22 protein-coding genes are annotated in these 20,378 nt (G+C 38.9%); 11 read left to right on the top strand and 11 right to left on the bottom strand.

The features are described 5' to 3' along the window. Window positions 1-249: 249 nt before the first annotated feature. Window positions 250-1,179: a 1,4-dihydroxy-2-naphthoate polyprenyltransferase gene (locus F7731_RS05095; protein ID WP_151533670.1), complete on the bottom strand. Its 930-nt coding sequence runs from the start codon at window positions 1,177-1,179 to the stop codon at window positions 250-252. A 273-nt stretch (window positions 1,180-1,452) separates the two neighbouring features. Here F7731_RS05095 and F7731_RS05090 point away from each other — a divergent pair, with 273 nt between their 5' ends. The 5 genes from F7731_RS05090 (at window position 1,453) to F7731_RS05070 (ending at window position 7,974) form a co-directional block, all read left to right on the top strand. Then, a complete protein-coding gene (locus F7731_RS05090) occupies window positions 1,453-2,862 on the top strand; it encodes an isochorismate synthase (protein ID WP_151533669.1) in 1,410 nt (469 codons plus the stop codon). Then, window positions 2,859-4,610 carry a 2-succinyl-5-enolpyruvyl-6-hydroxy-3-cyclohexene-1-carboxylic-acid synthase gene (gene menD / locus F7731_RS05085; protein ID WP_151533668.1) on the top strand — a complete coding sequence of 584 codons (1,752 nt, stop codon included), beginning with the start codon at window positions 2,859-2,861 and terminating at the stop codon, window positions 4,608-4,610. The genes F7731_RS05090 and menD overlap by 4 nt, the downstream gene beginning before the upstream one ends. Further along, window positions 4,610-5,473: a 2-succinyl-6-hydroxy-2,4-cyclohexadiene-1-carboxylate synthase gene (gene menH / locus F7731_RS05080; RefSeq protein ID WP_151533667.1), complete on the top strand. Its 864-nt coding sequence runs from the start codon at window positions 4,610-4,612 to the stop codon at window positions 5,471-5,473. The genes menD and menH overlap by 1 nt, the downstream gene beginning before the upstream one ends. A gap of 58 nt (window positions 5,474-5,531) precedes the next feature. Then, the gene (gene menB, locus F7731_RS05075; protein ID WP_151533666.1) at window positions 5,532-6,353 is read left to right on the top strand and encodes a 1,4-dihydroxy-2-naphthoyl-CoA synthase; all 822 of its coding nucleotides are present in this window, start codon (window positions 5,532-5,534) and stop codon (window positions 6,351-6,353) included. A 145-nt stretch (window positions 6,354-6,498) separates the two neighbouring features. Further along, window positions 6,499-7,974: an o-succinylbenzoate--CoA ligase gene (locus F7731_RS05070; RefSeq protein ID WP_151533665.1), complete on the top strand. Its 1,476-nt coding sequence runs from the start codon at window positions 6,499-6,501 to the stop codon at window positions 7,972-7,974. Between the two features lie 55 nt (window positions 7,975-8,029). On the opposite strand, the gene F7731_RS05065 is transcribed toward F7731_RS05070, so the two are convergent. Both F7731_RS05065 and F7731_RS05060 read right to left on the bottom strand, forming a co-directional pair. Further along, the gene (locus F7731_RS05065) at window positions 8,030-8,182 is read right to left on the bottom strand and encodes a DUF1540 domain-containing protein (protein WP_151533664.1); all 153 of its coding nucleotides are present in this window, start codon (window positions 8,180-8,182) and stop codon (window positions 8,030-8,032) included. A 119-nt stretch (window positions 8,183-8,301) separates the two neighbouring features. Then, window positions 8,302-9,285: a metal ABC transporter solute-binding protein, Zn/Mn family gene (locus tag F7731_RS05060; protein ID WP_151533663.1), complete on the bottom strand. Its 984-nt coding sequence runs from the start codon at window positions 9,283-9,285 to the stop codon at window positions 8,302-8,304. Window positions 9,286-9,485: 200 nt separating this feature from the next. Between F7731_RS05060 and F7731_RS05055 the strand changes: the two genes are divergently transcribed. Next, window positions 9,486-10,061, top strand: a complete 576-nt coding sequence (locus F7731_RS05055) for a beta-class carbonic anhydrase (RefSeq protein ID WP_151533662.1) — start codon at window positions 9,486-9,488, stop codon at window positions 10,059-10,061. A 54-nt stretch (window positions 10,062-10,115) separates the two neighbouring features. On the opposite strand, the gene yidD is transcribed toward F7731_RS05055, so the two are convergent. Beyond that, complete coding sequence (gene yidD, locus F7731_RS05050; RefSeq protein ID WP_151533661.1) at window positions 10,116-10,340, bottom strand: membrane protein insertion efficiency factor YidD; 225 nt, start codon at window positions 10,338-10,340, stop codon at window positions 10,116-10,118. A 191-nt stretch (window positions 10,341-10,531) separates the two neighbouring features. Between yidD and F7731_RS05045 the strand changes: the two genes are divergently transcribed. Next, window positions 10,532-11,005 (top strand): S-ribosylhomocysteine lyase, encoded by a 474-nt coding sequence (locus tag F7731_RS05045; protein WP_151533660.1) that lies wholly within the window; start codon window positions 10,532-10,534, stop codon window positions 11,003-11,005. Window positions 11,006-11,210: 205 nt separating this feature from the next. Here the strand turns inward: F7731_RS05045 and ytzI are convergent, their stop codons facing one another. Next, entirely contained in the window at window positions 11,211-11,384 is a 174-nt protein-coding gene (gene ytzI / locus F7731_RS05040) for a YtzI protein (protein ID WP_151533659.1), read from the bottom strand. A gap of 127 nt (window positions 11,385-11,511) precedes the next feature. Here ytzI and F7731_RS05035 point away from each other — a divergent pair, with 127 nt between their 5' ends. Further along, window positions 11,512-11,949 (top strand): Dps family protein, encoded by a 438-nt coding sequence (locus F7731_RS05035; protein WP_151533658.1) that lies wholly within the window; start codon window positions 11,512-11,514, stop codon window positions 11,947-11,949. A gap of 119 nt (window positions 11,950-12,068) precedes the next feature. On the opposite strand, the gene F7731_RS05030 is transcribed toward F7731_RS05035, so the two are convergent. Then, entirely contained in the window at window positions 12,069-12,323 is a 255-nt protein-coding gene (locus F7731_RS05030) for a DUF6154 family protein (protein ID WP_151533657.1), read from the bottom strand. A gap of 182 nt (window positions 12,324-12,505) precedes the next feature. Here F7731_RS05030 and F7731_RS05025 point away from each other — a divergent pair, with 182 nt between their 5' ends. Then, a complete protein-coding gene (locus F7731_RS05025; protein WP_151533656.1) occupies window positions 12,506-12,841 on the top strand; it encodes a hydrolase in 336 nt (111 codons plus the stop codon). A 52-nt stretch (window positions 12,842-12,893) separates the two neighbouring features. Here F7731_RS05025 and F7731_RS05020 read toward each other — a convergent pair whose 3' ends face one another. Further along, the gene (locus F7731_RS05020) at window positions 12,894-13,757 is read right to left on the bottom strand and encodes a DUF6612 family protein (RefSeq protein WP_343032846.1); all 864 of its coding nucleotides are present in this window, start codon (window positions 13,755-13,757) and stop codon (window positions 12,894-12,896) included. A 179-nt stretch (window positions 13,758-13,936) separates the two neighbouring features. On the opposite strand from F7731_RS05020, the gene ytkD reads away from it, so the two are divergent. Then, window positions 13,937-14,413, top strand: coding sequence for an RNA deprotection pyrophosphohydrolase (gene ytkD, locus F7731_RS05015; RefSeq protein ID WP_151533654.1), 477 nt, complete (start codon window positions 13,937-13,939; stop codon window positions 14,411-14,413). Window positions 14,414-14,678: 265 nt separating this feature from the next. Here the strand turns inward: ytkD and F7731_RS05010 are convergent, their stop codons facing one another. The 3 genes from F7731_RS05010 to F7731_RS05000 all read right to left on the bottom strand — a co-directional run bounded on the left by F7731_RS05010 (window position 14,679) and on the right by F7731_RS05000 (window position 17,624). Then, window positions 14,679-15,482 carry an ABC transporter permease gene (locus tag F7731_RS05010; RefSeq protein WP_151533736.1) on the bottom strand — a complete coding sequence of 268 codons (804 nt, stop codon included), beginning with the start codon at window positions 15,480-15,482 and terminating at the stop codon, window positions 14,679-14,681. Beyond that, complete coding sequence (locus tag F7731_RS05005; protein ID WP_151533653.1) at window positions 15,466-16,245, bottom strand: ABC transporter ATP-binding protein; 780 nt, start codon at window positions 16,243-16,245, stop codon at window positions 15,466-15,468. The genes F7731_RS05010 and F7731_RS05005 overlap by 17 nt, the downstream gene beginning before the upstream one ends. A 380-nt stretch (window positions 16,246-16,625) precedes the next feature. Continuing rightward, window positions 16,626-17,624 (bottom strand): ABC transporter substrate-binding protein, encoded by a 999-nt coding sequence (locus F7731_RS05000; RefSeq protein ID WP_151533652.1) that lies wholly within the window; start codon window positions 17,622-17,624, stop codon window positions 16,626-16,628. Between the two features lie 173 nt (window positions 17,625-17,797). Between F7731_RS05000 and F7731_RS04995 the strand changes: the two genes are divergently transcribed. Then, window positions 17,798-18,577 carry an alpha/beta hydrolase family protein gene (locus F7731_RS04995; protein ID WP_151533651.1) on the top strand — a complete coding sequence of 260 codons (780 nt, stop codon included), beginning with the start codon at window positions 17,798-17,800 and terminating at the stop codon, window positions 18,575-18,577. Between the two features lie 166 nt (window positions 18,578-18,743). On the opposite strand, the gene pckA is transcribed toward F7731_RS04995, so the two are convergent. Continuing rightward, complete coding sequence (gene pckA, locus F7731_RS04990; protein ID WP_151533650.1) at window positions 18,744-20,330, bottom strand: phosphoenolpyruvate carboxykinase (ATP); 1,587 nt, start codon at window positions 20,328-20,330, stop codon at window positions 18,744-18,746. Window positions 20,331-20,378: the final 48 nt, after the last annotated feature.

Below are 20,378 nucleotides of genomic sequence, written 5' to 3'. Positions count from 1 at the left end.
AATAAAAAAGCCTCTGTCAAAAACACAGAGGCCACTCATCATCTTATCGCAGATTAACGGGCAGTAAATCTCCCACCTTAAAGCTTTAGATGAATCGGAGAAGTTTAGGTGGTAGATCAACTGCCCGTAAAGGCCCGACGATGGACAGGATGTCCTAGTCAGGCGAAAGCCACAGGACGTGGCGCTTTGAGCGTGATAAGTTCAACTAACATTCAGTGGGAAAGACACCCTACTGAATGAAGTTGAACTTTATAAAAAATAACCTAAAAATAAACCGATTGATAATAAAAATCCAAAAATCGTGTTTGTTTGCGCCGTTGCCTTCATGGCAGGCATCATCTGGATCGGGATTGTTTTGCCGATAAAGCCTTTTGTTGCTTTAATGGCTTTCGGTCCACTAAGGACAACAATGGCTAGCCATGGAGAGATAATATTCATAGCAATTAGAATAAATACCCATGCATAGGAAACAATAAACATGCCTGCAAGCAAGCGAATGGCACCTTTTCGGCCAATAAGAATGGCCAATGTTTTGCGGCCAAATTCTTTATCGCCATCTAAGTCACGAATATTATTAGCTAATAGAATACCACCAACAAGAATTAAAATTGGGACCGATACTAATACGCTCGTATCTGTTACAGTTCCAGTTTGTATATAAAAAGAAATAAGAATAATCAGCATACCCATGAAAAAACCGGCAGCAATTTCACCAAATGGAGTGTACGCAATCGGCAGTGGTCCTCCAGTATAAAGATATCCTACTACCATACAAATAATTCCGATAAGCGCTAACCACCAGCTGCTGTTCATACAAATATATACGCCAATGAGAATGGAAATGCCATATAAAGAAAGGGCAAGCTTTAATACGGTTTTCGGCTGTATGCCGTCGCGGACAATGGCCCCGCCAATCCCTACAGATTCTTCGTTATCGAGTCCTCTTTTAAAATCATAATATTCATTAAACATATTCGTTGCAGCTTGAATGAGTAAGCTCGCAATTAACATAGCAAAAAATAATCCAAAACGAATGCTTGTATCTTGGAGGGCTAACGCTGTCCCTAGCAATACAGGTACAAAAGCAGCGGTAAGAGTATGGGGGCGTGTTAATTGCCACCAAACCCGCCAGTCTTTTGATTTAGTCGGCGGAATATTTGTATGCATTTGTGTTTGCATATAACTCTCCCCTTGTCATATTAATTATTTTATTATATCAAACCTATTTATTATAATAGAAAAGGTCTAAAGTGTCAAAAATGTACCTATCTCTTTTAATAGTCTAGGAAGATAAAACCAAAGTGTCAATGGCATCTATATATGTATTATTTTCATATCATATTGAAAAACCAGTCCTAAACATGACTATAATTGACATATGAATGGGATGAGGTGTATGTTAAAATTAGTTCATAAAAAGGAACGGTTAATAGGTTTTTTGGAGGGGTTTTTTTGGTTACCATACAAGAAACGGAACTAAAAGAAGGGATCCTTGAAGCGATTGAAAAGGCAAAGACCTTATCAAAGCTAGTTTTAGTTAGCGAAATACAAGAAATTAATCAAATAGATCCTCTTACTTTTTTCATAGCAGGCCATGAAGCTTTTTTTGGTGAACGCTTTTTTTGGAAAGATCCACCTGATGAAACGTTCATTATCGGCATGGGAATATGTAATCAAATTCAATCGGATCAGGCTGCTGACCGCTTTTTTCATGTTGAAAATGAGTGGAAACAACTGATTGATGATGCAATCGTTATGAATAGATATAAGACGAATGCAGTGGGACCTCTTATGTTCGGGGGCTTTTCTTTTGACCCATTAAAAGAAAAATCGAAACTATGGGACAAATTTTCTGATTCTCAATTCCATATACCAACTTTTATGTACAGTGAAATAGAAGGGAAAGCCTATTTAACGACAAATGTCATTTGTACCCAAAATGACGGTGAATCTCTTATTGAAAAGTTAAATACAGAGAGACAGGCGCTTTTTACTGCTTTACATGATATTCAAACGAAAGAAATTCATCAGCTTAAGGAAGAGATTGAAATTAGCCCAGATGAATGGAAAGAAAATGTCCACTCTATCGTTAAGGAATTAAAGCAAGGATCACAGCTTGAAAAAGTGGTATTGGCAAGAGAAACGAGATTGTACTTTGATAAGCCTGTTCAAGTGGAAATGGTGCTAGCACAATTATTAGAGTTTCAGAAAGAAAGCTTTATCTTTGCCTTTGAATCAAACGGCGATTGCTTTATCGGTGCTTCTCCGGAGCGGCTTATCAAAAAGAGCAGTGAAAGTCTTGTAACTACATGTTTAGCCGGTTCCATTGCTAGAGGAAAGACAGAAAAAGAAGATAAAATGCTTGGAGAAGAATTATTAAATGATCCGAAAAATCAAATTGAGCATCAATTTGTTGTCCAAATGATTAAAGAGGCAATGGAAGAAGTGTGTGAAGAAGTCATCTTACCTGAAAAAACTCACTTGCTCAAAATGAGAGATATTCAGCATTTGCATACCCCTGTTATTGGAAAGGCTAATGAAGATACATCCTTACTTTTATTAGTTGATCGCTTACACCCGACCCCTGCGCTTGGAGGCATGCCAAAGCAAGCAGCTGTTGAAAAAATTCGCAAGGTCGAAAAATTGGATAGAGGGTTTTACGGTGCACCATTAGGATGGCTTGACTATCAAGGAAATGGTGAATTTGCGGTTTCTATCCGCTCCGGACTTATCCAAAAAGATGAAGCATCCATTTTCGCTGGCTGTGGAGTTGTAAAAGATTCAAATCCTGAAAGTGAATATATTGAAACAAAAATTAAATTTCGACCGATGCTGACGGCACTTGGAGGAATAAATAAATGAATCATCAAGAAGCTTTAACCTCTTATATCGCCGCATTTGTTTCTGAATTAGTGAAAAACGGGGTAGAGGACGTAGTGGTGAGTCCTGGTTCAAGATCTACCCCGATGGCAATGATTATGGCAGAACATCCTGAACTTCGTGTACATATTCATGTAGATGAGCGTTCGGCTGCCTTTTTTGCATTAGGCATAGCCAAAGCATCAAGAAAACCCGCGGCGATTTTATGTACATCTGGTACGGCTGCGGCGAATTACTTTCCGGCTATTGTTGAAGCGAAAGTATCAAGAGTGCCATTAATTGTTTTGACAGCTGATCGCCCGCATGAATTAAGAGATGTAGGGGCACCACAAGCGATTGATCAAATTCATCTTTACGGAAATCATGTAAAATGGTTTGTGGAAATGGCACCTCCAGAACATTCAGCAGGGATGATTCGCTATGCACGGACTGTTTGTGCTCGGGCTGCTGCAACAGCTAAAAATTCTCCAGCAGGACCTGTTCATTTGAATTTTCCTTTTAGAGAGCCGTTAATCCCTCACTTGGAAAGGGATGACTTATTTGAGCTAACGGAACGTACGGGTGAATATGTTAGCATTCAGCCTGGAGAGTTAACATTATCAAATGAACAATATGAAGAAATAGGTAAGCGTATTAGTTCTTTTACGAACGGGATGATTATTTGCGGTCCGATAGAAACAGCTCAGTTTTCAGATGCAGTCATTGCTCTCGCTGAAAAACTGCAATTTCCGATTCTTGCTGACCCGCTATCACAGTTAAGAAGCGGAAAGCATAGTGGAGAATATATTATAGATACATATGATACGATTTTAAAAAATGAGAAAGCAAAGAAAGCGTTAAAACCTGACGTAATTATTCGATTTGGGGCTATGCCTGTATCTAAGCCTTTGACCATTTTTCTTAAAGAACATCAAGATGTATACCAATATGTTGTTGATGGTGGCGGAGGTTTTCGTGATCCAGGAATGGTGTCCTCAGAAATGATTTATTGTCAGGAAACAGAGTTTTGCCGATCGATTCTTCCATTTATTGAAAGAGAGAATGAATCCCTATTACTTGCAAAATGGCAAAAAATTAACGGGGTTACACGCTCCCATTTGGGAAAAATCAATGCTTTAGATGAGTTAAGTGAAGGTAAATTATTTTATCAGCTCGCAAAGCTATTGCCTAGCGGTGCTACGTTATTTGTCGGAAATAGCATGCCGATTAGAGATCTTGACACATTCTTCCATTTTAATGATAAATCCATTTCAGTCATGGCTAACCGTGGAGCGAATGGCATTGATGGAGTTATTTCAACTGCGCTTGGAGCGGGGACGATTCAGCAGCCGCTTTATTTAGCATTAGGTGATTTAACCTTTTTTCACGATTTAAACGGATTAATTGCAGCAAAACAATATGGAATCGATATCAATATTCTCTTGATTAATAATAATGGCGGGGGGATTTTCTCTTTTCTACCTCAAGCCAGTCATCCAAAAAACTTTGAACAGCTCTTTGGTACTCCATTAGACTTGAAATTCCAGTATGCCGTTGAAATGTATGGCGGACATTATGATTTAATTACGGATTGGGAGCACTTTTCTACTGTAATGAATCAGAATAAAGAAAAATCTGGATTAAAGGTAATGGAAATTACAACAAACCGCGAAAAAAATATTAGAGAGCATCGCGAATTATGGGAAGATGTTACCCGGGAAATAAGTCGATTGTTGGAGGACGAGTGCTGATGATTTTTGTAATCAATGGCATTCGCTATCATGTTGACAATTGGGTCACCGGTGGCTCCTTAGGCCCTGCGGATCCTTTAAAAACTCCTTTGCTTTTACTTCATGGTTTTACCGGAAGTGGTGGTTCGTGGAAAGAATTGGATCATTATTGGAAAGGGGATTTTAATATTTTTGCTGTCGATATTATCGGCCATGGGAAAACAGATTCGCCTGAAGACGTTGCAAAATATAATATTGAAGCGGTAGCTGACGATTTATATGCACTATTATTGAAGCTTAAGATTGACCAAATAGATGTACTTGGCTATTCCATGGGTGGAAGGTTGGCCTTAACCTTTGCTTTAAAGTATCCTAAAAAGGTAAGGAAGCTTATTTTAGAAAGCTCTTCTCCAGGGCTTGTAACTACGAGTGAAAGGGAATCGAGACGCCTTCAAGATGAGAAACTAGCTTGTCGAATCCAAAATGAAGGGATAGAGAAGTTTGTCGATTATTGGGAAGATATTCCTCTTTTTCATAGTCAAAAAAGACTTCCGGAAAGCACTCGTCAGCGAATTAGAAATGAGCGTTTAAGGAATTGTGCAAAAGGGTTAATCAATAGTTTAAGAGGAATGGGCACAGGAGCTCAACCCTCGTGGTGGAATGAACTTCAGAAGCTATCCAATCCTGTCCTTTTTATAACGGGCAGCATCGATACAAAATTTTGCTTGATTGCAGAAAAAATGCAAAGCAAGTTAAAAAATGGAACATGGATTGAAATTGAAGATTGTGGGCATGCAATTCATGTGGAGAAACCAGAAATGTTTGGTACAATAGTAAGTGAATTCTTATTGTATGAAAAGGATGATACATGCCATTCTTTTTAATATGAAAGAGAGAATCAAAGCTTAAATTTTTATACATATTAAAGGAGGATTCATGACCATGTCAGCAGTAGAATGGGTTGCAGCACGCAAGTATGAAGAAATTAATTATGAAACATACAACGGAATTGCAAAAATTACGATAAACCGTCCAGAAAAGCATAATGCTTTCACACCAAGAACGGTTTCAGAGCTAATTGATGCGTTCGCTTATGCACGTGATGATGCAAATGTAGGAGTAATTATCCTAACAGGTGCGGGGGATCGAGCATTTTGTTCAGGGGGAGACCAATCTGTTCGTGGACATGGAGGCTATGTAGGAGACGATCAAATTCCGCGTCTGAATGTGCTTGATTTACAGCGTTTAATTCGCGTGATTCCGAAGCCAGTCATCGCAATGGTTAAAGGATATGCTATCGGTGGTGGACATGTCCTTCATATTGTTTGTGATTTAACAATTGCTGCAGACAATGCAGTATTTGGACAAACTGGCCCGAAAGTTGGCAGCTTTGATGCAGGATATGGTTCTGGCTATTTAGCAAGAATTGTCGGCCATAAGAAAGCACGTGAAATTTGGTATTTATGCCGCCAATACAATGCACAGGAAGCATTAGATATGGGTCTTGTCAATACAGTTGTACCTCTAGATCAAGTAGAAGCAGAGACCATTAAATGGTGTGAAGAAATGCTAGAAAAGAGCCCGACTGCTCTTCGCTTCTTAAAAGCAGCATTCAATGCAGATACAGATGGACTTGCTGGTATTCAGCAATTCGCAGGTGACGCAACTTTACTGTACTATACAACAGATGAGGCGAAAGAGGGCCGCGATGCATTTAAAGAAAAGCGCAAGCCTGATTTCGGCCAATTCCCGCGTTTCCCTTAATCGAAAAGCAGAAGCTCCACTAGGTGCTGGAGCTAGACATTTCTTTAAGTTACAAAGGTTATATTAATAATAAAACAGCCTGATGGGTATGCCATTAGGCTGTTTTTTACGAGTTTTTAAGGTTAAGCTAATATGGGGTGAAATTATGAACGATCAAGTGATGCAAAATTTTTTAATAAAAAGGGCTTTCTTAACACCCGATAGACCAGCTATTCACTTTGCCGGCATAACCTATACTTTTTCCGAAGCTTATAATAGAGCCCATACTATAGCCGGTCAATTAGCTGGTTGCGGGCTGAAAAAGGGGCAGTATGCAGGTGCACTGCTTAGCAATCATGTCGATACTGTATTTGTTTATTTAGCTTGTCATTTGCTAGGTGTGAAGGCGGTTATATTAAATAATCGGTTAACCGCTGCAGAAATTGCCTGGCAAATGAAAGATTCACAATCGGCTTTTTTAATAACGGAAAGTAGGTTTTCTTCAAAATACCGAGAATTAGAGGAAACTCTTCCGAATATCACAATAATTAACAAGGAAGTTTTGTTCGAATCTTCGGTCTCGCCCCCATTAATTGTCGATGAAATTAATTTGAATGAAGTTTGCACTATTATGTATACATCAGGTACAACTGGGCATCCGAAAGGGGTGCTGCAAACATACGGAAATCATTGGTGGAGTGCAATCGGATCGGCATTAAATCTAGGTTTGACAGAGGAGGATTGCTGGCTTTGTACGGTCCCGCTTTTTCATATAAGCGGTTATTCCATCCTTATGCGCAGCATCATTTATGGAATGAAGATGGTCGTTTTGGAAAGCTTTGACGAAAAAGAAGCGATTAACATCATTCGTAATGAAAAAGTTACCATTATGTCAGTAGTAAGTACGATGCTGACACGAATGGAAGAGAAGCTTAAAGAAGATAAGCTCCCAGCTCAATTTCGTTGCATGCTATTAGGGGGAGGTCCGGCCTCTAAAGCGTTGCTTGAAAAATGCCAAGCAAAGCAAATCCCTGTTTATCAAACTTATGGCATGACCGAAACATCTTCTCAAATTGTTACCCTTTCTCCTGAATATAGCTTTAGTAAGCTTGGGTCTGCAGGAAAAGCCTTATTCCCTTCGCAGTTAAAAATAGTTCGTACGAATGGAGAGAAAGCAAGTCCAACCGAAGCGGGTGAAATTCTCGTAAAAGGACCGAACGTTACAAAAGGTTACTTAAATAAAAAAGAAGAGACAAAATCAAAAATTGTAGACGGCTGGCTGTCAACAGGTGATATTGGATATTTAGATGAGGAAGGTTTTTTATATGTATTAGACCGCCGCTCTGATTTAATCATTTCTGGCGGAGAAAATGTCTATCCAGCCGAAATTGAAGGTATATTAGCTTCCCACCCTGCGATTTCAGATGCTGGGGTTATTGGGTTAAAGGATGAGCAATGGGGGGAAGTTCCAGCGGCATTCATTGTAAAACGAAAGGAAATAAATGAAGTAGACATTCTTCAGTTTTGCCAGCAAAAATTAGCGAAATATAAAATACCGAAGAAGGTTATGTTTATTGAAGAAATCCCAAGGAATGCAGCAAAAAAAATCTTACGGCGAGAACTCCGAAAATTACTAGAATAAGTACAAAGGCGTTTTCCCATCCAAGTGAGAAAACGCCTTTGTTTAATTTACAATATTAAACGGGTTCAAACGTATTACAATCCGTTTCTTTCGTATTATCAGCTGTTTTTCCTTTATGGCTGACTACAAAAATTTGTTCTGCAGAACATTTATTGCCTTGCGCCCAATATGAACAGTTATTAACTTCACATAAAACGTCTTTTGCCATTATGCTTCACTCCCTTAAATAAGTTCAATAAACGGAGGGCAACTAAAATTGCACGCCACTCTATTTTAGGTTGTGAAGACTCTTGTTACTTTATTCTTGCCATTTGAAGGGAGAGAAAACTAATTTATTGCCTTCTCGAGTGCCTTCATATTCATATCCATAATGGAAAAATAAGTAGAATGATTCTTAATATCGTTATCTGTCAACACAGATAAATTATGCAAAACTAGAGCCTCTGCACCAATTTCCTTCTGGATGATTTCTGTTAATTTAGAGCTGACATTTTGTTCAAAAAAGACATAACTTAAATCATGCTCTTTTGCTTCAGACATGATTTTTTCAAGTTGCTTTTGTGTAGGTTCATTTGAAGTGTTTAAACCGGACACACTAATTTGTTTAATGCCATAGCGCTTTTCCCAATATCCAAAGGCGGAGTGGGAAACGATAATTTCCTTACGCTTAGCATGATCAACAGTATGTTGGAATTTCACATTTAAATCGTCGAGCTCTTTTGAAAGTTCATCGTAATTTGCAATGAATTCATCTTTATGCTCTGGCATTTTTTCAATAAGGGCATTTTTAATAGCTTCGGCTAAATCTTTTGCATAAATAGGATCAATCCATACATGTGGGTCGATGTCCCCGTGATGATGGCCGTCGTCCTCATGAATTGCGTCATCATGGTCGTGCTCATCTTCATGAGTCGCCTCATCATGGTGCTCTCCCTCATCATGGTGTCCAGTTGTATCAAGTTGAACATTTTCCCCAGCGGCAACCATTTGAACTTTCTCATTTTTTAATGTGTTTTTAGCCTTTTCGACAAAGCCTTCTAAGCCAAGTCCAATGTAAATAAATAAGTCTGCATCGGCCAATTTAATCATATCTTTTTGTGTAGGCTCAAATGTATGCTCATCTGCTCCAGGAGGGTAGACTGTTTTTGCTTCTATATACGGACCGCCAATTCGCTCAGAAAAATATTGTAAAGGATAAACAGTCGTATACACAGATAACCGATTGCTATCTGTTTGCTTTTCACCCTCTTTAGTAGAACAGCCTGCTAATAGCATGCTAAAAATCAGTAAAAATAAAAAAATCTTTTTCATTTGTTTCTCCTCTTTCGTAAAACGGATTCGTTACGATTTGTCTTTTAAAAAAATTTCTTAATATTAAGTAATTCGTAATCATTACGATTATAAAAGTATTTTACAGGAGAAAGTAGGGAAAATCAATAAGAAATATTTGTTTATGCATTTAGTTTTTTGTTATTCTTATAGTGCAATTAAAATTTTGAGGTGTGAATCAAATGAAATTAATTGATGAAATATTAACTTTTAATGAGCAATTTGTAGAGGAAAAGCAATATGAAGAATTTACAACAACGAAATTTCCTAATAAGCGCATGGTGTTATTGACATGCATGGACACCCGTCTAGTAGAGCTTTTACCACGAGCAATGAATTTGCGTAATGGCGACGTCAAAATCGTCAAAAATGCTGGAGCGCTTGTTACTCATCCATTTGGAAGTATTATGAGAAGCTTACTTGTTGCTGTCTATGAGCTTCAGGCAGAGGAAGTACTCATCATTGGGCATCATGATTGCGGCATGAGTGGAATGAAGCCTGATCATATTATGGAGAGCATGAGAAAGCGTGGAAAGTCGGAAGCAGCTCTTGATACAATAACGTATTCAGGTGTCGATGTAAGAGAATGGCTGAAAGGCTTTGATAATGTCGAGGACAGTGTGGCACACAGTGTTAAAATGGTAAAGAAACATCCATTAATGCCAAATGATGTTCCTGTACACGGTCTAGTTATTGATCCGCGAACAGGTAAGCTCGATGTAGTTGTAAATGGCTACGATGATGTAAAATTTATTTAGAAACTTTTTTTAACCTGTCAAACGCTAAATAATCGCGTAACTGACAGGTTTTTTTTAATCCTCTTTTTCTGGTACAGGGTCGAATCCACCCGGATGAAAGGGATGGCATTTTAGAATTCTTTTTATTGCGAGCCAGCCGCCTTTCATGGCACCAAAACGCTTAACTGCCTCTAGGCCGTAATGGGAGCAAGTAGGATAAAATCGGCAAGAAGGCGGTTTTAGCGGTGATATGACAACTTGGTAAAAGCGAATGAAGGCGATGAATAACTTTTTTAACATGTGCACCATTCCGTTCTAATACAAATTCATTATTGATAAAACAATAGCATAAATTTTATTTATAGTCGAAAATAGAATTCATAATTAGTTATCTGATTTATTTGAAAAAAACGCTTTAAAAGAAGATAAATTTGATGAAGATACTCGGAATATAAGGTACAATGAAGAAAATATGTAAGGAGTGATTAGGAATGCCTTCAGTAGAAAGCTTTGAATTGGACCATAATGCTGTAAAAGCTCCATATGTAAGACATTGTGGTGTGCACAAAGTTGGGTCAGATGGGGTTGTAAATAAATATGATATCCGTTTTTGCCAGCCGAATAAGCAGGCGATGAAGCCAGATGCGATTCATACACTAGAACACCTCCTTGCATTCAATATTCGTAAGCATTCAGAGAAATACGACCACTTCGATATTATCGATATTTCTCCAATGGGGTGCCAGACTGGATTTTATTTAGTTGTCAGCGGTGAGGCGACAGTAGAGGAAATTATTGATTTGCTAGACGATACGATGAAGGATGCAGCTGAAATAACTGAAATACCGGCAGCCAATGAGAGGCAGTGCGGTCAAGCGAAACTGCATGATTTAGAAGGAGCAAAACGCTTAATGCGTTTTTGGCTTGAACAATCAAAAGAAGACTTAAAGCAAGTGTTTGCTTAAAGTAGAAAAGCGGAAGCGCCTTCGGAACAATAATAAGGCAAATTGTTCCTGCGATGATTACGCTGCCGAAGACTTCCTTGTCCTGTCGCATTGTCGACACTAGTATATCCTGTACGTCGGGACTAGGCGCTGGAGCTAGTCAAAAGTTTTGGCAGTATACGGAAAAAGCTAAGGGTTACGCGACATGCGAACTCTTAGCTTTTTTTCATGAAATTTGCTTATTGCTCTCTTTTTCAGATTGATCATTTTGGTTGTTCATTGGAAGAGAATCGACCGTATCAACAGTATGATTATATTTATAGGCTTTTGAAGTCGTGACAACAGCCAAAACAATAACAATAGCTACTATAATTACACAAATAGCTATAACAGTGACCATGGATATCCCCCCTTCACTCTAACAGTGTACCATGAAAATCGCTCTAAAGGAGAAACGAATGACCTTTGAATAAAATTTATGTTTAGGACGATATTTGGAGGGTACTATAAAAATGGAGGTTGATAGGATGAATGATAAACTAAAACAAGCTGTTAATAGACAAGTAGCTAATTGGACAGTTCTATATGTCAAGCTTCATAATTACCATTGGAATATTAAAGGCCGCCATTTCTTTACGCTTCACGAAAAGTTTGAAGAGCTGTACAATGAGGCTAATCAGCATATTGATGAATTAGCTGAGAGAATTTTGTCTATAGAAGGAAACCCTGTTGCTACAATGAGGGAGTGCCTTGAAATAGCATCAATTAAAGAGGCGACTGGAACCGAGAAGGAAGAAGAGATGGTCAGAACTTTATGTAATGATTTTGAAAAAATGGCGGACGAGCTTCAGGATGGAATAGTCCTTGCAGAGGAAGCGAATGATGAGGGAACAGGTGATATGCTCATTGCCCTCAAGCAAAGTTTAAAAAAGCATATTTGGATGTTAAAAGCTTACTTAGGTTAAAAGACAAAAGCGCAAGTACCTTGTCGGGGCTAGGTGCTGAAGCTGGATGAAACAAAAGCAGGGAAAATTCATTTTTATGAATTACCTGCTTTTGTTGCTATTTTATGTATCCAGCAATATTAGTGTATATTTCGTTGGTGTAAAGGACTTCGCTGTGGGCGATAATCTTCACTTGCAAACTTGCCCTTTAAACTTTCAATTAAATAAAGTCCCATCAAATCGTAAAGCTCTTGGTTATTTAAATCTTGAATCATTTTGAGCAGATCTTCTCTGTTCATTTCCTCGAGAAAAGCAAAAGTCAGCATATCAATATCTTCTTCATCACCGGTGAGCTTATGCCGATAAAGCTCATACAATTCATCTACAATTTTCATAAAGCACCTCCAGTTTCAATATTCGCCTTTTGTTCTTCTATTTTATACTTATTGAATCCCCTTAATGATTAAAATTATGCGTTAATTGGAAATAATCCTGCCTTAATGAACGACAAGCTTACATGATTTTTTCAAGTGTGGAAAAGATAAGTGATAAGGATATTACAAAGGGGATAATGAAAATGAGTGAAAATAAGAAAACGTATTATATTAAAGTAGAAACGGGCGAAATCACCCAAAGTACAACAGACTCAGCTTGGGATTTTAAAATAGAAGCGACAGATGAGGAAATTACTTCATTGCGGGAATACTTTGACCATAATTATAGTAATGAGTGGAAAAGCTTTGTTCGAGCACATATTCCGTTTATGGAGTATCACAATGATAAAGATAATGATGCCTATGATAAAACCATTAAAAAAGTATACGGAATGATTTACGAGTTGGGAGATGAAGAAGCAAGGAGCCATATTGAGAGCATGGGTATATTGGATGGGGATGAAAATCAAAACTTTTAGAAAAAGTATGAGGTAGCCCCGTATCTCATGCTTAGGGCTACCTGCCTGTTTATTAAAATTCCATTTCGACCGCAGAATCAATCACTTCTTGTGGTACAGTGATCGCTTCAATCTCATTGAGTTTTGAGTATTGGCCATTCATTTTTTGTTTCATGACGATCGTTTGATCTTCAATTGTCATTTCCATTTCCATTAACACATCTAAAGCTACTGGATAAAATGATTCTTTATCAATCAGGAATTCATATTCTACAGCGTTAATTTTCATATCGTCCATTAAACCTTCCATCGCCATTTCAGGAGGAAGGGCTTCTGCAGCTGTTTCTTTAATAAAGTCATTGAATTTGTCACCAGATGCTTTTAATTTTAAAATATAATTCTTTGCATCTTGTTCGAATGTAAAGTCCTCAACAAACTTTTGTAATTTCTTTAATTCGTCGCCAGGATTAGATTGCTGTCCAGCCATTTGTAAGAAAGCATCAGTCATTTCTTGAGGAAACTTCATCCATTGCTGGCCAGATGGTTCATAAAAGAACATTCCATCTTCAGAAAAATAACTTTCCGTTTGGAAATTTTCTCCTGTATCGGCTAATGACATTGTCATTTTTTGATAAAATGCCATTGGGTCAGTAACTACATCCATTTCAATAATAGATTGAGTATTCATATTTAATTCCTCTTGATCAGAAGACATGTCTTGTTCTACATCCATTTTTACAGAAAAGCTTTTCAAGCCATTAGAAGCCTCTGTTGATTTTTCCAAAACTTCTTCTAATGTTAATTCAGATGGTTTTTCAGTTACTTCTGGCTCAGTTTTGTTTGTTCCTTCTTTATTGACAGGCGTAGCTGTTTGGTTACATGCAGCTAACATGAAGATTAGAAGGAAGCCTGCCAAAATGGATAATGTTTTTTTCAAAATAGACATCCCCTTTATCATTATTCACTTATTATATACGGAAAAATTAACCAATGGTTTCAATTTTATGCAGATTCATACTTTCTTCACAAAATTAGTTATAGGAAATATGAAATTAGTAACAGAAGCTTTTTCGCGATATAATTTAATGTAAGAACTTTGGATTGGCGAGTGATTAAATGGAATCATTTTTAGATGCGAATGGGGGAACGGTCAGAATATCTTTTAAACCTCATTCTTTTCATAAACAGCCGGAGCATGTCTTTATTATTTGTAAAATGGGTAAACAGTGGCTGCTGACAAACCATTCGAAAAGAGGGTTGGAGTTCCCAGGAGGGAAGGTAGAAATAGGGGAATCGCTTGAAGGGGCTGCGCGCAGAGAAGCCTTAGAGGAAACGGGTGCGGTCATTAAAGATTTGCAATGGATTGGAGAATATGAAGTGATCCGTTCAAATACCTCTTTTGTAAAAGCAATATTCTTTGGGAATGTTGAAAAGTTGGAAGAGAAAGGCCATTATTATGAAACTAATGGACCTGTATTAATAGATGGAGATATACTTACACGAAGATGGGCGCCCGAGTATAGCTTCATTATGAAGGATGCCGTTGTGGAAAAAAGTATAAATAGGATTCTAGAGAAAAACGGCATGGTGTAATGCCGTTTTCTTCATTGTCTAGCTCCACAAGGAAGGCTTCGGCAGCGTAATCATCGCACGATCAAAAGAGAAGCTTTTGGGTGGGCGTCGCGTTCTTGTCGACCTCGAGGTCACAAGCCAATCCTCCCTGAAAGGTAGAGCTCACTTTTCAGGGAGGATTGGCTTGTGCTTGTCGGACTTGCACAGGATGTGCTGACGTCGATGTTCGTCATAAGACGTGGTGGTTTTTAGTTGACGTTCCTCGATCAAGCCGCTTCCGCTTTTCTTATGATCCATGTTTAATTAATTTCTTTTCAAGCAGTTCGACGAGCTGATACATGAGGGTTGCAAAGACGGCAACAACGAGCAGGGAAAGCATAACAAGAGTGAAATTAAATACTTGAAATCCGTAAATGATCATATAGCCGAGACCTTTGGAGGAGACGAGAAATTCCCCGACGATGACACCAACCCAAGATAAGCCAACATTGACCTTCAAGGTGGAGATAATGACAGGGAAGGAAGCGGGCAGAATGGATTCTTTAAAGATTTGCACCCGGTTAGCGCCAAAGGTTTGCAGCACTTTAATATAATTCAGATCTACCTCTTTAAAGGATGTATAGACAACGATGGTCGTAATGATAATAGAAATAATTGCTCCCATCGCTACTATCGACGTGAAATTTGGCCCTAAAGCGACGATCAATATCGGACCAAGCGCGACTTTAGGCATGGAGTTGAGAACGACTAAGTAAGGGTCTAATATTTTCGAAAGCATTGGAGACCACCAGAGAATAGCAGCTAGTAATGTTCCGATCAAAGTGCCGAGAATAAAGCCAAATACTGTTTCTGATAATGTGAAGCTTAGATCAATAAATAAACTTCCGTCTTGAACCTTTGTGAGAAATAAGCTCCCAACTTTTGAAGGTGAACTAAATATGAGCGGGTCAATCCATTGCATTCGACTCGCTAGCTCCCATCCGGAAAAAAAGATTAAAAAAATAATAAGCTGGTAGAAACGGACCCACCTTTTTTCCCGTTTTAAAGACTGTAAATATTTCTGATGAAGTTGATTAACAGTTGTTTGCATGCTCAAGGGAATCCAGCTCCTTCCAGATTGAGTTAAAAATCGTTGAATAAACTTCATGACTGCGGGCGTTAAAAGGAGTTTCTTCCCGTAATTCTTTTGGCACCGTGAAAACTTTGTGCAGCTTGCCCGGACTTGAGGAAAATAAGAAAATTCGGTCACTCATGGCAATCGCTTCGCCAATATCATGTGTTACAAGAATGGCTGTTTTTCCGAAGGATTTAAGAGTATTAGACACAAGATCCTCGAGTTTTAATTTCGTCTGATAGTCTAAAGCGGAGAAGGGCTCATCAAGCATTAGAAGCTTCGGTTCCGTCGCTAAAGTGCGAACAAGTGCCACTCTTTGCCTCATTCCGCCAGAAAGCTGCTTTGGATATTGCAATTCTACTCCTTTCAGTCCCATCTTTTCTAATAAGTTGAGTGCATACTTTATTTTCACCGGTTCGAGCTGATGGCTAATTTTCAATCCGAGTAAAATATTTTCTTCAATTGTTTTCCATGGAAAAAGATAATCCTGTTGGAGCATATAACCGATACTTTGGCGGGTAGTTTCAACTTTTTTATCTTCAAGAGCAACAGTGCCAATCGCTGGTTTAAGTAAACCGGCAATGATTGAAAGCAAAGTTGTTTTTCCGCATCCGCTAGGTCCTAGAAAGGAAACAAATTCTCCTTCTCCGACTGTAAGCGAAACATCGGAGAGGGCTGTCGTGGCAGAGTTTTTCGTAAAGTAAGTATGATGAATTCCATGAACGGTTAAGAAATCCATAGAATGGGCCCCTCCTTTTAGAGAATGTTCAAAAAGTCCGGGAAAAATTCCTCGAAAAAGAAGTGCACTTTTTCTTCGTGCGATGTTTTTTCGAGAAGATAATTCAAAAAGCTGTCGAATTTCGGTTAATCTAGTTCCAGTGCCAAGCCCCTCGAGGTCATAAGCCATCTTACTGCGTGGCTAAAGATCGAGCCACTACGTAAGCCGTCTTATGCTTGTCAGGGCTGACCAAGGCACTTCCACTTTTTGAAGTCAGCTTGCTTCTCCGCTCCTCACGTATTAAAAGCATACGTTCCGGTGCTCAAAGGCTTCGCTTTCTTGAACTTCTCGGCTCTTTTTGTCCTCCTTTTTGAACACTCACTTTTATTAGTAAAGTTCAATTACTTCTTCATTACACTTTCAGCAATTTCTGTATTAACGAGTGATTTGTAATCCACACGTTTTGGAAGTTCTCCTGCCTCTTCCATAATGTTTTGCAGGTTATCCCATTCTTCTTGATCTAAAATTGGATCTGTCGAATATGAGCCTTGGCTTTTATAGCGCTTGACGACCATTTCGATAATGTCGAGTTCGGTATTATCGAAGAAGTCTTTAATGACCATAGCTGTTTCTTTTGCGCTGTGATTTTCTACCCAGCTCTGAGCCTTATAGATGGCTCTTGTGAACTTCTCCACTGTTTCTTTATTTTCGTTAATATAGCTTTGTTTTGTCATGAAGGTTGTATATGGGATATGTCCGGATTCTGTGCCAAAGGAAGCGACTATATAACCTTTTCCTTCTTTTTCAAATACACTCGCCGTCGGTTCAAACAGCTGGACGAATTCACCCGTGCCTGAGGCAAAAGCAGGAGCGATATTGGCAAAATCGACATTTTGGATTAACTCTAAATCTTTATGAGGATCAATTCCGTGCTTCTTCAAAACAAACTCACCAGCCATTTGCGGCATTCCCCCTTTGCGCTGGCCAAGGAAAGTTGTGCCTTTTAACATATCCCACGTGAAATTCTCTAATTTTTGGCGGGAGACGAGGAAGGTGCCATCAGTCTGAGTGAGCTGAGCGAAATTAATGACCGGATCATTGGACCCTTGGGCAGATACATAGATGGAAGTTTCAGACCCAACAAGGGCAACATCGATGCTGTCGGAAAGCAATGCGGTCATCGTTTTATCTCCGCCAGCAGTCGTCGTTAGTGTAACATTAAGCCCTTGTTCCTCAAAAAAACCTTTTGCAATTGCAACATATTGTGGCGCGTAGAAAATGGAACGAGTGACTTCACCGATACGAACATTTTGAACTTTGTCCTTCCCACATGCAGCCAATGGTATAATGAGAATGGAAATAAGCAGGAGTGAAAAACTAATCTTTAGCCACTTTTTCATAAGGAAACCTCCTGAAGTAAAAAATATGCTTTTTAGCCTACATTATCGTATGAGTGTGCAAAAAATGTGTGAATGCCTATATGGAAATTTTATAATGAGAAATGGAAATTTACCCCATTTTATCGGTCGCTTTTGCAAAATATTGGCCAGTTTTAAAAAGGAGTTGAGACCGCATGATCAGTAAACAAAAATTCCCATCTCCTCATCCAAATATTGAATTATCAATTGTTACCTATCTATCAGGGGATTTGAAAATTAAAGGTTTGCTTGCTGAACCAAAGGATGGAGGGGTATATGATGGCTTTCTCTATTTGCGCGGGGGCATAAAAAGCGTCGGAAAAGTAAGACCGGGACGCATCATTCAGTTTGCCTCGGAAGGTTTTATTGTTTTCGCCCCATTTTATCGAGGAAATCAGGGAGGAGAAGGGAATGAAGACTTTGCGGGTGAAGATCGTAATGATGCATTCGCTGGCTTTCAGCTATTACAATCACATCCCCGTGTAAAGGATGTACATATATTTGGCTTCTCAAGAGGGGGAGTGATGGCACTATTAACAGCCATTCAGTTCCCGGAGACGAAATCACTTGTTACATGGGGCGGTGTGAGCGATATGTTTCTGACTTATGTAGAACGTGACGATCTTCGGAGAATGATGAAAAGAGTGATTGGCGGCACCCCAACTAAGTTTCCTGAACGGTATGAATACCGAACACCTCTTTTTCAATTGGAAGAGCTCGAAGTCCCAACTTTAATTATTCACGGGGAACAAGACAAAAATGTCTCTGTCGAACACGCATATCGGTTGGAGAAAAGGTTGAAGGAGCTTAACAAAAAAGTTGAGAGCTGGTACTTTGAAGATTTCACGCACTATTTTCCGCCTGCCACAAATCGAAAAGTAGTTGCGGACTTAACAAATTGGATGAAAAACCAAAAAAGGTGTCACGAAAAGTGACACCCTTAAAAATTATCGCAGATTAACGGGCAGTAAGATCCCCACCATAAAACTTTAGAAGAATCGAAGAAGTTTTGGTGGGAGATCAACTGCCCGTAAAGGCCCGATAAGTTCAACTAACATTCAATGGGGGATGAAAAGCCCCCCCACTGAATGAAGTTTCACTTTATGCAATCGGTCCGCCCTGTTCTTCAATTTCAGCAGGGACGTTAGAAAACTTCTTAAAGTTCTCACGGAATTTCGCTGCTAATTCCTTAGCCTTTGTTTCATATGCCGCTTGGTCAGCCCATGTTTTGTTTGGCTGAAGAACTTCATCAGGTACACCTGGTACGTGTAACGGAATTTCAAGACCGAAGATATCGTCTTTCACAGTCTCTACATTATTTAATTCGCCTTCTAATGCAGATTGTACCATCGCACGAGTGTAAGCAAGCTTCATGCGGTTACCAACGCCGTATTCGCCGCCAGTCCAGCCTGTATTCACTAAGAATACCTTTGCATTGTGCTCATCGATTTTCTTCCCAAGCATTTCTGCATACTCTGTTGCAGGAAGCGGAAGGAATGGTGAACCAAAGCAAGTTGAGAACGTTGCTTGAGGTGAAGTAATTCCACGCTCTGTACCAGCAAGCTTCGATGTATATCCACTTAGGAAATGGTACATCGCTTGCTCTTTAGATAATTTTGCGATAGGAGGCAATACGCCAAACGCATCAGCTGTTAAAAATACAATTGTATTTGGATGACCAGCAATGCTTGGATCAACGATATTATCAATCGCTTGCAACGGGTATGCTGCGCGCGTATTTTCAGTTAATGTGTTATCATCATAATCAGCTACACGTGATTCGCTGTTAATCACAACATTTTCAAGCACAGAACCGAAACGGATGGCATCAAAAATTTGTGGTTCTTTTTCGCGAGTTAAACCGATGCATTTTGCATAGCAGCCGCCTTCGATATTGAATACACCGTTTGGAGACCAGCCGTGCTCATCGTCACCGATCAGACGACGATTTGGATCTGCTGATAATGTTGTCTTACCTGTTCCAGATAGACCGAAGAATAATGCAACATCTCCCTCATTGCCAACGTTGGCAGAGCAGTGCATTGGTAAAATGCCGTTTTCCGGAAGTAAGTAGTTCATAACAGAGAAAATCGATTTCTTAATTTCTCCAGCATATTCTGTACCGCCGATTAAAACAGTACGGCGCTCAAAAGATACAATAATAAATGTTTCAGATGCTGTACCGTCAACAGCTGGATCTGCTTTAAAAGTAGGAGCAGAAATAACAGAAAATTCCGCTTGATGATCTAATAATTCTTCATCAGACGGGCGGATGAAAAGCTGGTGAGCAAATAAATTATGCCATGCATATTCGTTAATTACTTGAATTGGAAGGCGATGTTTCGTGTCAGCACCTGCAAAACCTTTAAATACAAATACTTCTTCTTTTTCTAGCAGGTAGTTTAAAACTTTATCATAAAGATTTGAAAATGCTTCTTCTGAAATAGGCTGGTTTACACTGCCCCAGTCAATTTTATCTTTTGAAGATGCTTCTTCTACAATATATTTATCTTTAGGAGAACGGCCAGTATACTTTCCAGTTGTTGCACAAACAGCACCAGTTGAAGTAAGTGAGCCTTCTTTACGATTTAATACCTTTTCCACAAGCTGAGGAACAGATAATTGTACTTGAATGTTATTGCCTTTTAATAAATCAGTTAATTTATTCGGAATGCTAACAGAGTTCATCTGATTAATACCTTCCTTTTACGTTATATTTATGAAGTCAATTCAATT

The organism is Cytobacillus depressus (assembly GCF_008923245.1).
GTDB classification, from domain to species: domain Bacteria; phylum Bacillota; class Bacilli; order Bacillales; family Cytobacillaceae; genus Cytobacillus; species Cytobacillus depressus.
This window is presented reverse-complemented; position numbering and strand designations above follow the sequence as displayed.

Bases quoted from the DNA above. Each gene is read 5' to 3' on its own strand.
- F7731_RS05095 (WP_151533670.1), bottom strand. From the start codon at position 1,179: ATGCAAACACAAATGCATACAAATATTCCGCCGACTAAATCAAAAGAC.
- menD (WP_151533668.1), top strand. From the start codon at position 2,859: ATGAATCATCAAGAAGCTTTAACCTCTTATATCGCCGCATTTGTTTCT.
- menH (WP_151533667.1), top strand. From the start codon at position 4,610: ATGATTTTTGTAATCAATGGCATTCGCTATCATGTTGACAATTGGGTC.
- menB (WP_151533666.1), top strand. From the start codon at position 5,532: ATGTCAGCAGTAGAATGGGTTGCAGCACGCAAGTATGAAGAAATTAAT.
- F7731_RS05070 (WP_151533665.1), top strand. From the start codon at position 6,499: ATGAACGATCAAGTGATGCAAAATTTTTTAATAAAAAGGGCTTTCTTA.
- F7731_RS05065 (WP_151533664.1), bottom strand. From the start codon at position 8,182: ATGGCAAAAGACGTTTTATGTGAAGTTAATAACTGTTCATATTGGGCG.
- F7731_RS05060 (WP_151533663.1), bottom strand. From the start codon at position 9,285: ATGAAAAAGATTTTTTTATTTTTACTGATTTTTAGCATGCTATTAGCA.
- F7731_RS05055 (WP_151533662.1), top strand. From the start codon at position 9,486: ATGAAATTAATTGATGAAATATTAACTTTTAATGAGCAATTTGTAGAG.
- yidD (WP_151533661.1), bottom strand. From the start codon at position 10,340: ATGTTAAAAAAGTTATTCATCGCCTTCATTCGCTTTTACCAAGTTGTC.
- F7731_RS05045 (WP_151533660.1), top strand. From the start codon at position 10,532: ATGCCTTCAGTAGAAAGCTTTGAATTGGACCATAATGCTGTAAAAGCT.
- ytzI (WP_151533659.1), bottom strand. From the start codon at position 11,384: ATGGTCACTGTTATAGCTATTTGTGTAATTATAGTAGCTATTGTTATT.
- F7731_RS05035 (WP_151533658.1), top strand. From the start codon at position 11,512: ATGAATGATAAACTAAAACAAGCTGTTAATAGACAAGTAGCTAATTGG.
- F7731_RS05030 (WP_151533657.1), bottom strand. From the start codon at position 12,323: ATGAAAATTGTAGATGAATTGTATGAGCTTTATCGGCATAAGCTCACC.
- F7731_RS05025 (WP_151533656.1), top strand. From the start codon at position 12,506: ATGAGTGAAAATAAGAAAACGTATTATATTAAAGTAGAAACGGGCGAA.
- ytkD (WP_151533654.1), top strand. From the start codon at position 13,937: ATGGAATCATTTTTAGATGCGAATGGGGGAACGGTCAGAATATCTTTT.
- F7731_RS05010 (WP_151533736.1), bottom strand. From the start codon at position 15,482: ATGCAAACAACTGTTAATCAACTTCATCAGAAATATTTACAGTCTTTA.
- F7731_RS05005 (WP_151533653.1), bottom strand. From the start codon at position 16,245: ATGGATTTCTTAACCGTTCATGGAATTCATCATACTTACTTTACGAAA.
- F7731_RS05000 (WP_151533652.1), bottom strand. From the start codon at position 17,624: ATGAAAAAGTGGCTAAAGATTAGTTTTTCACTCCTGCTTATTTCCATT.
- F7731_RS04995 (WP_151533651.1), top strand. From the start codon at position 17,798: ATGATCAGTAAACAAAAATTCCCATCTCCTCATCCAAATATTGAATTA.
- pckA (WP_151533650.1), bottom strand. From the start codon at position 20,330: ATGAACTCTGTTAGCATTCCGAATAAATTAACTGATTTATTAAAAGGC.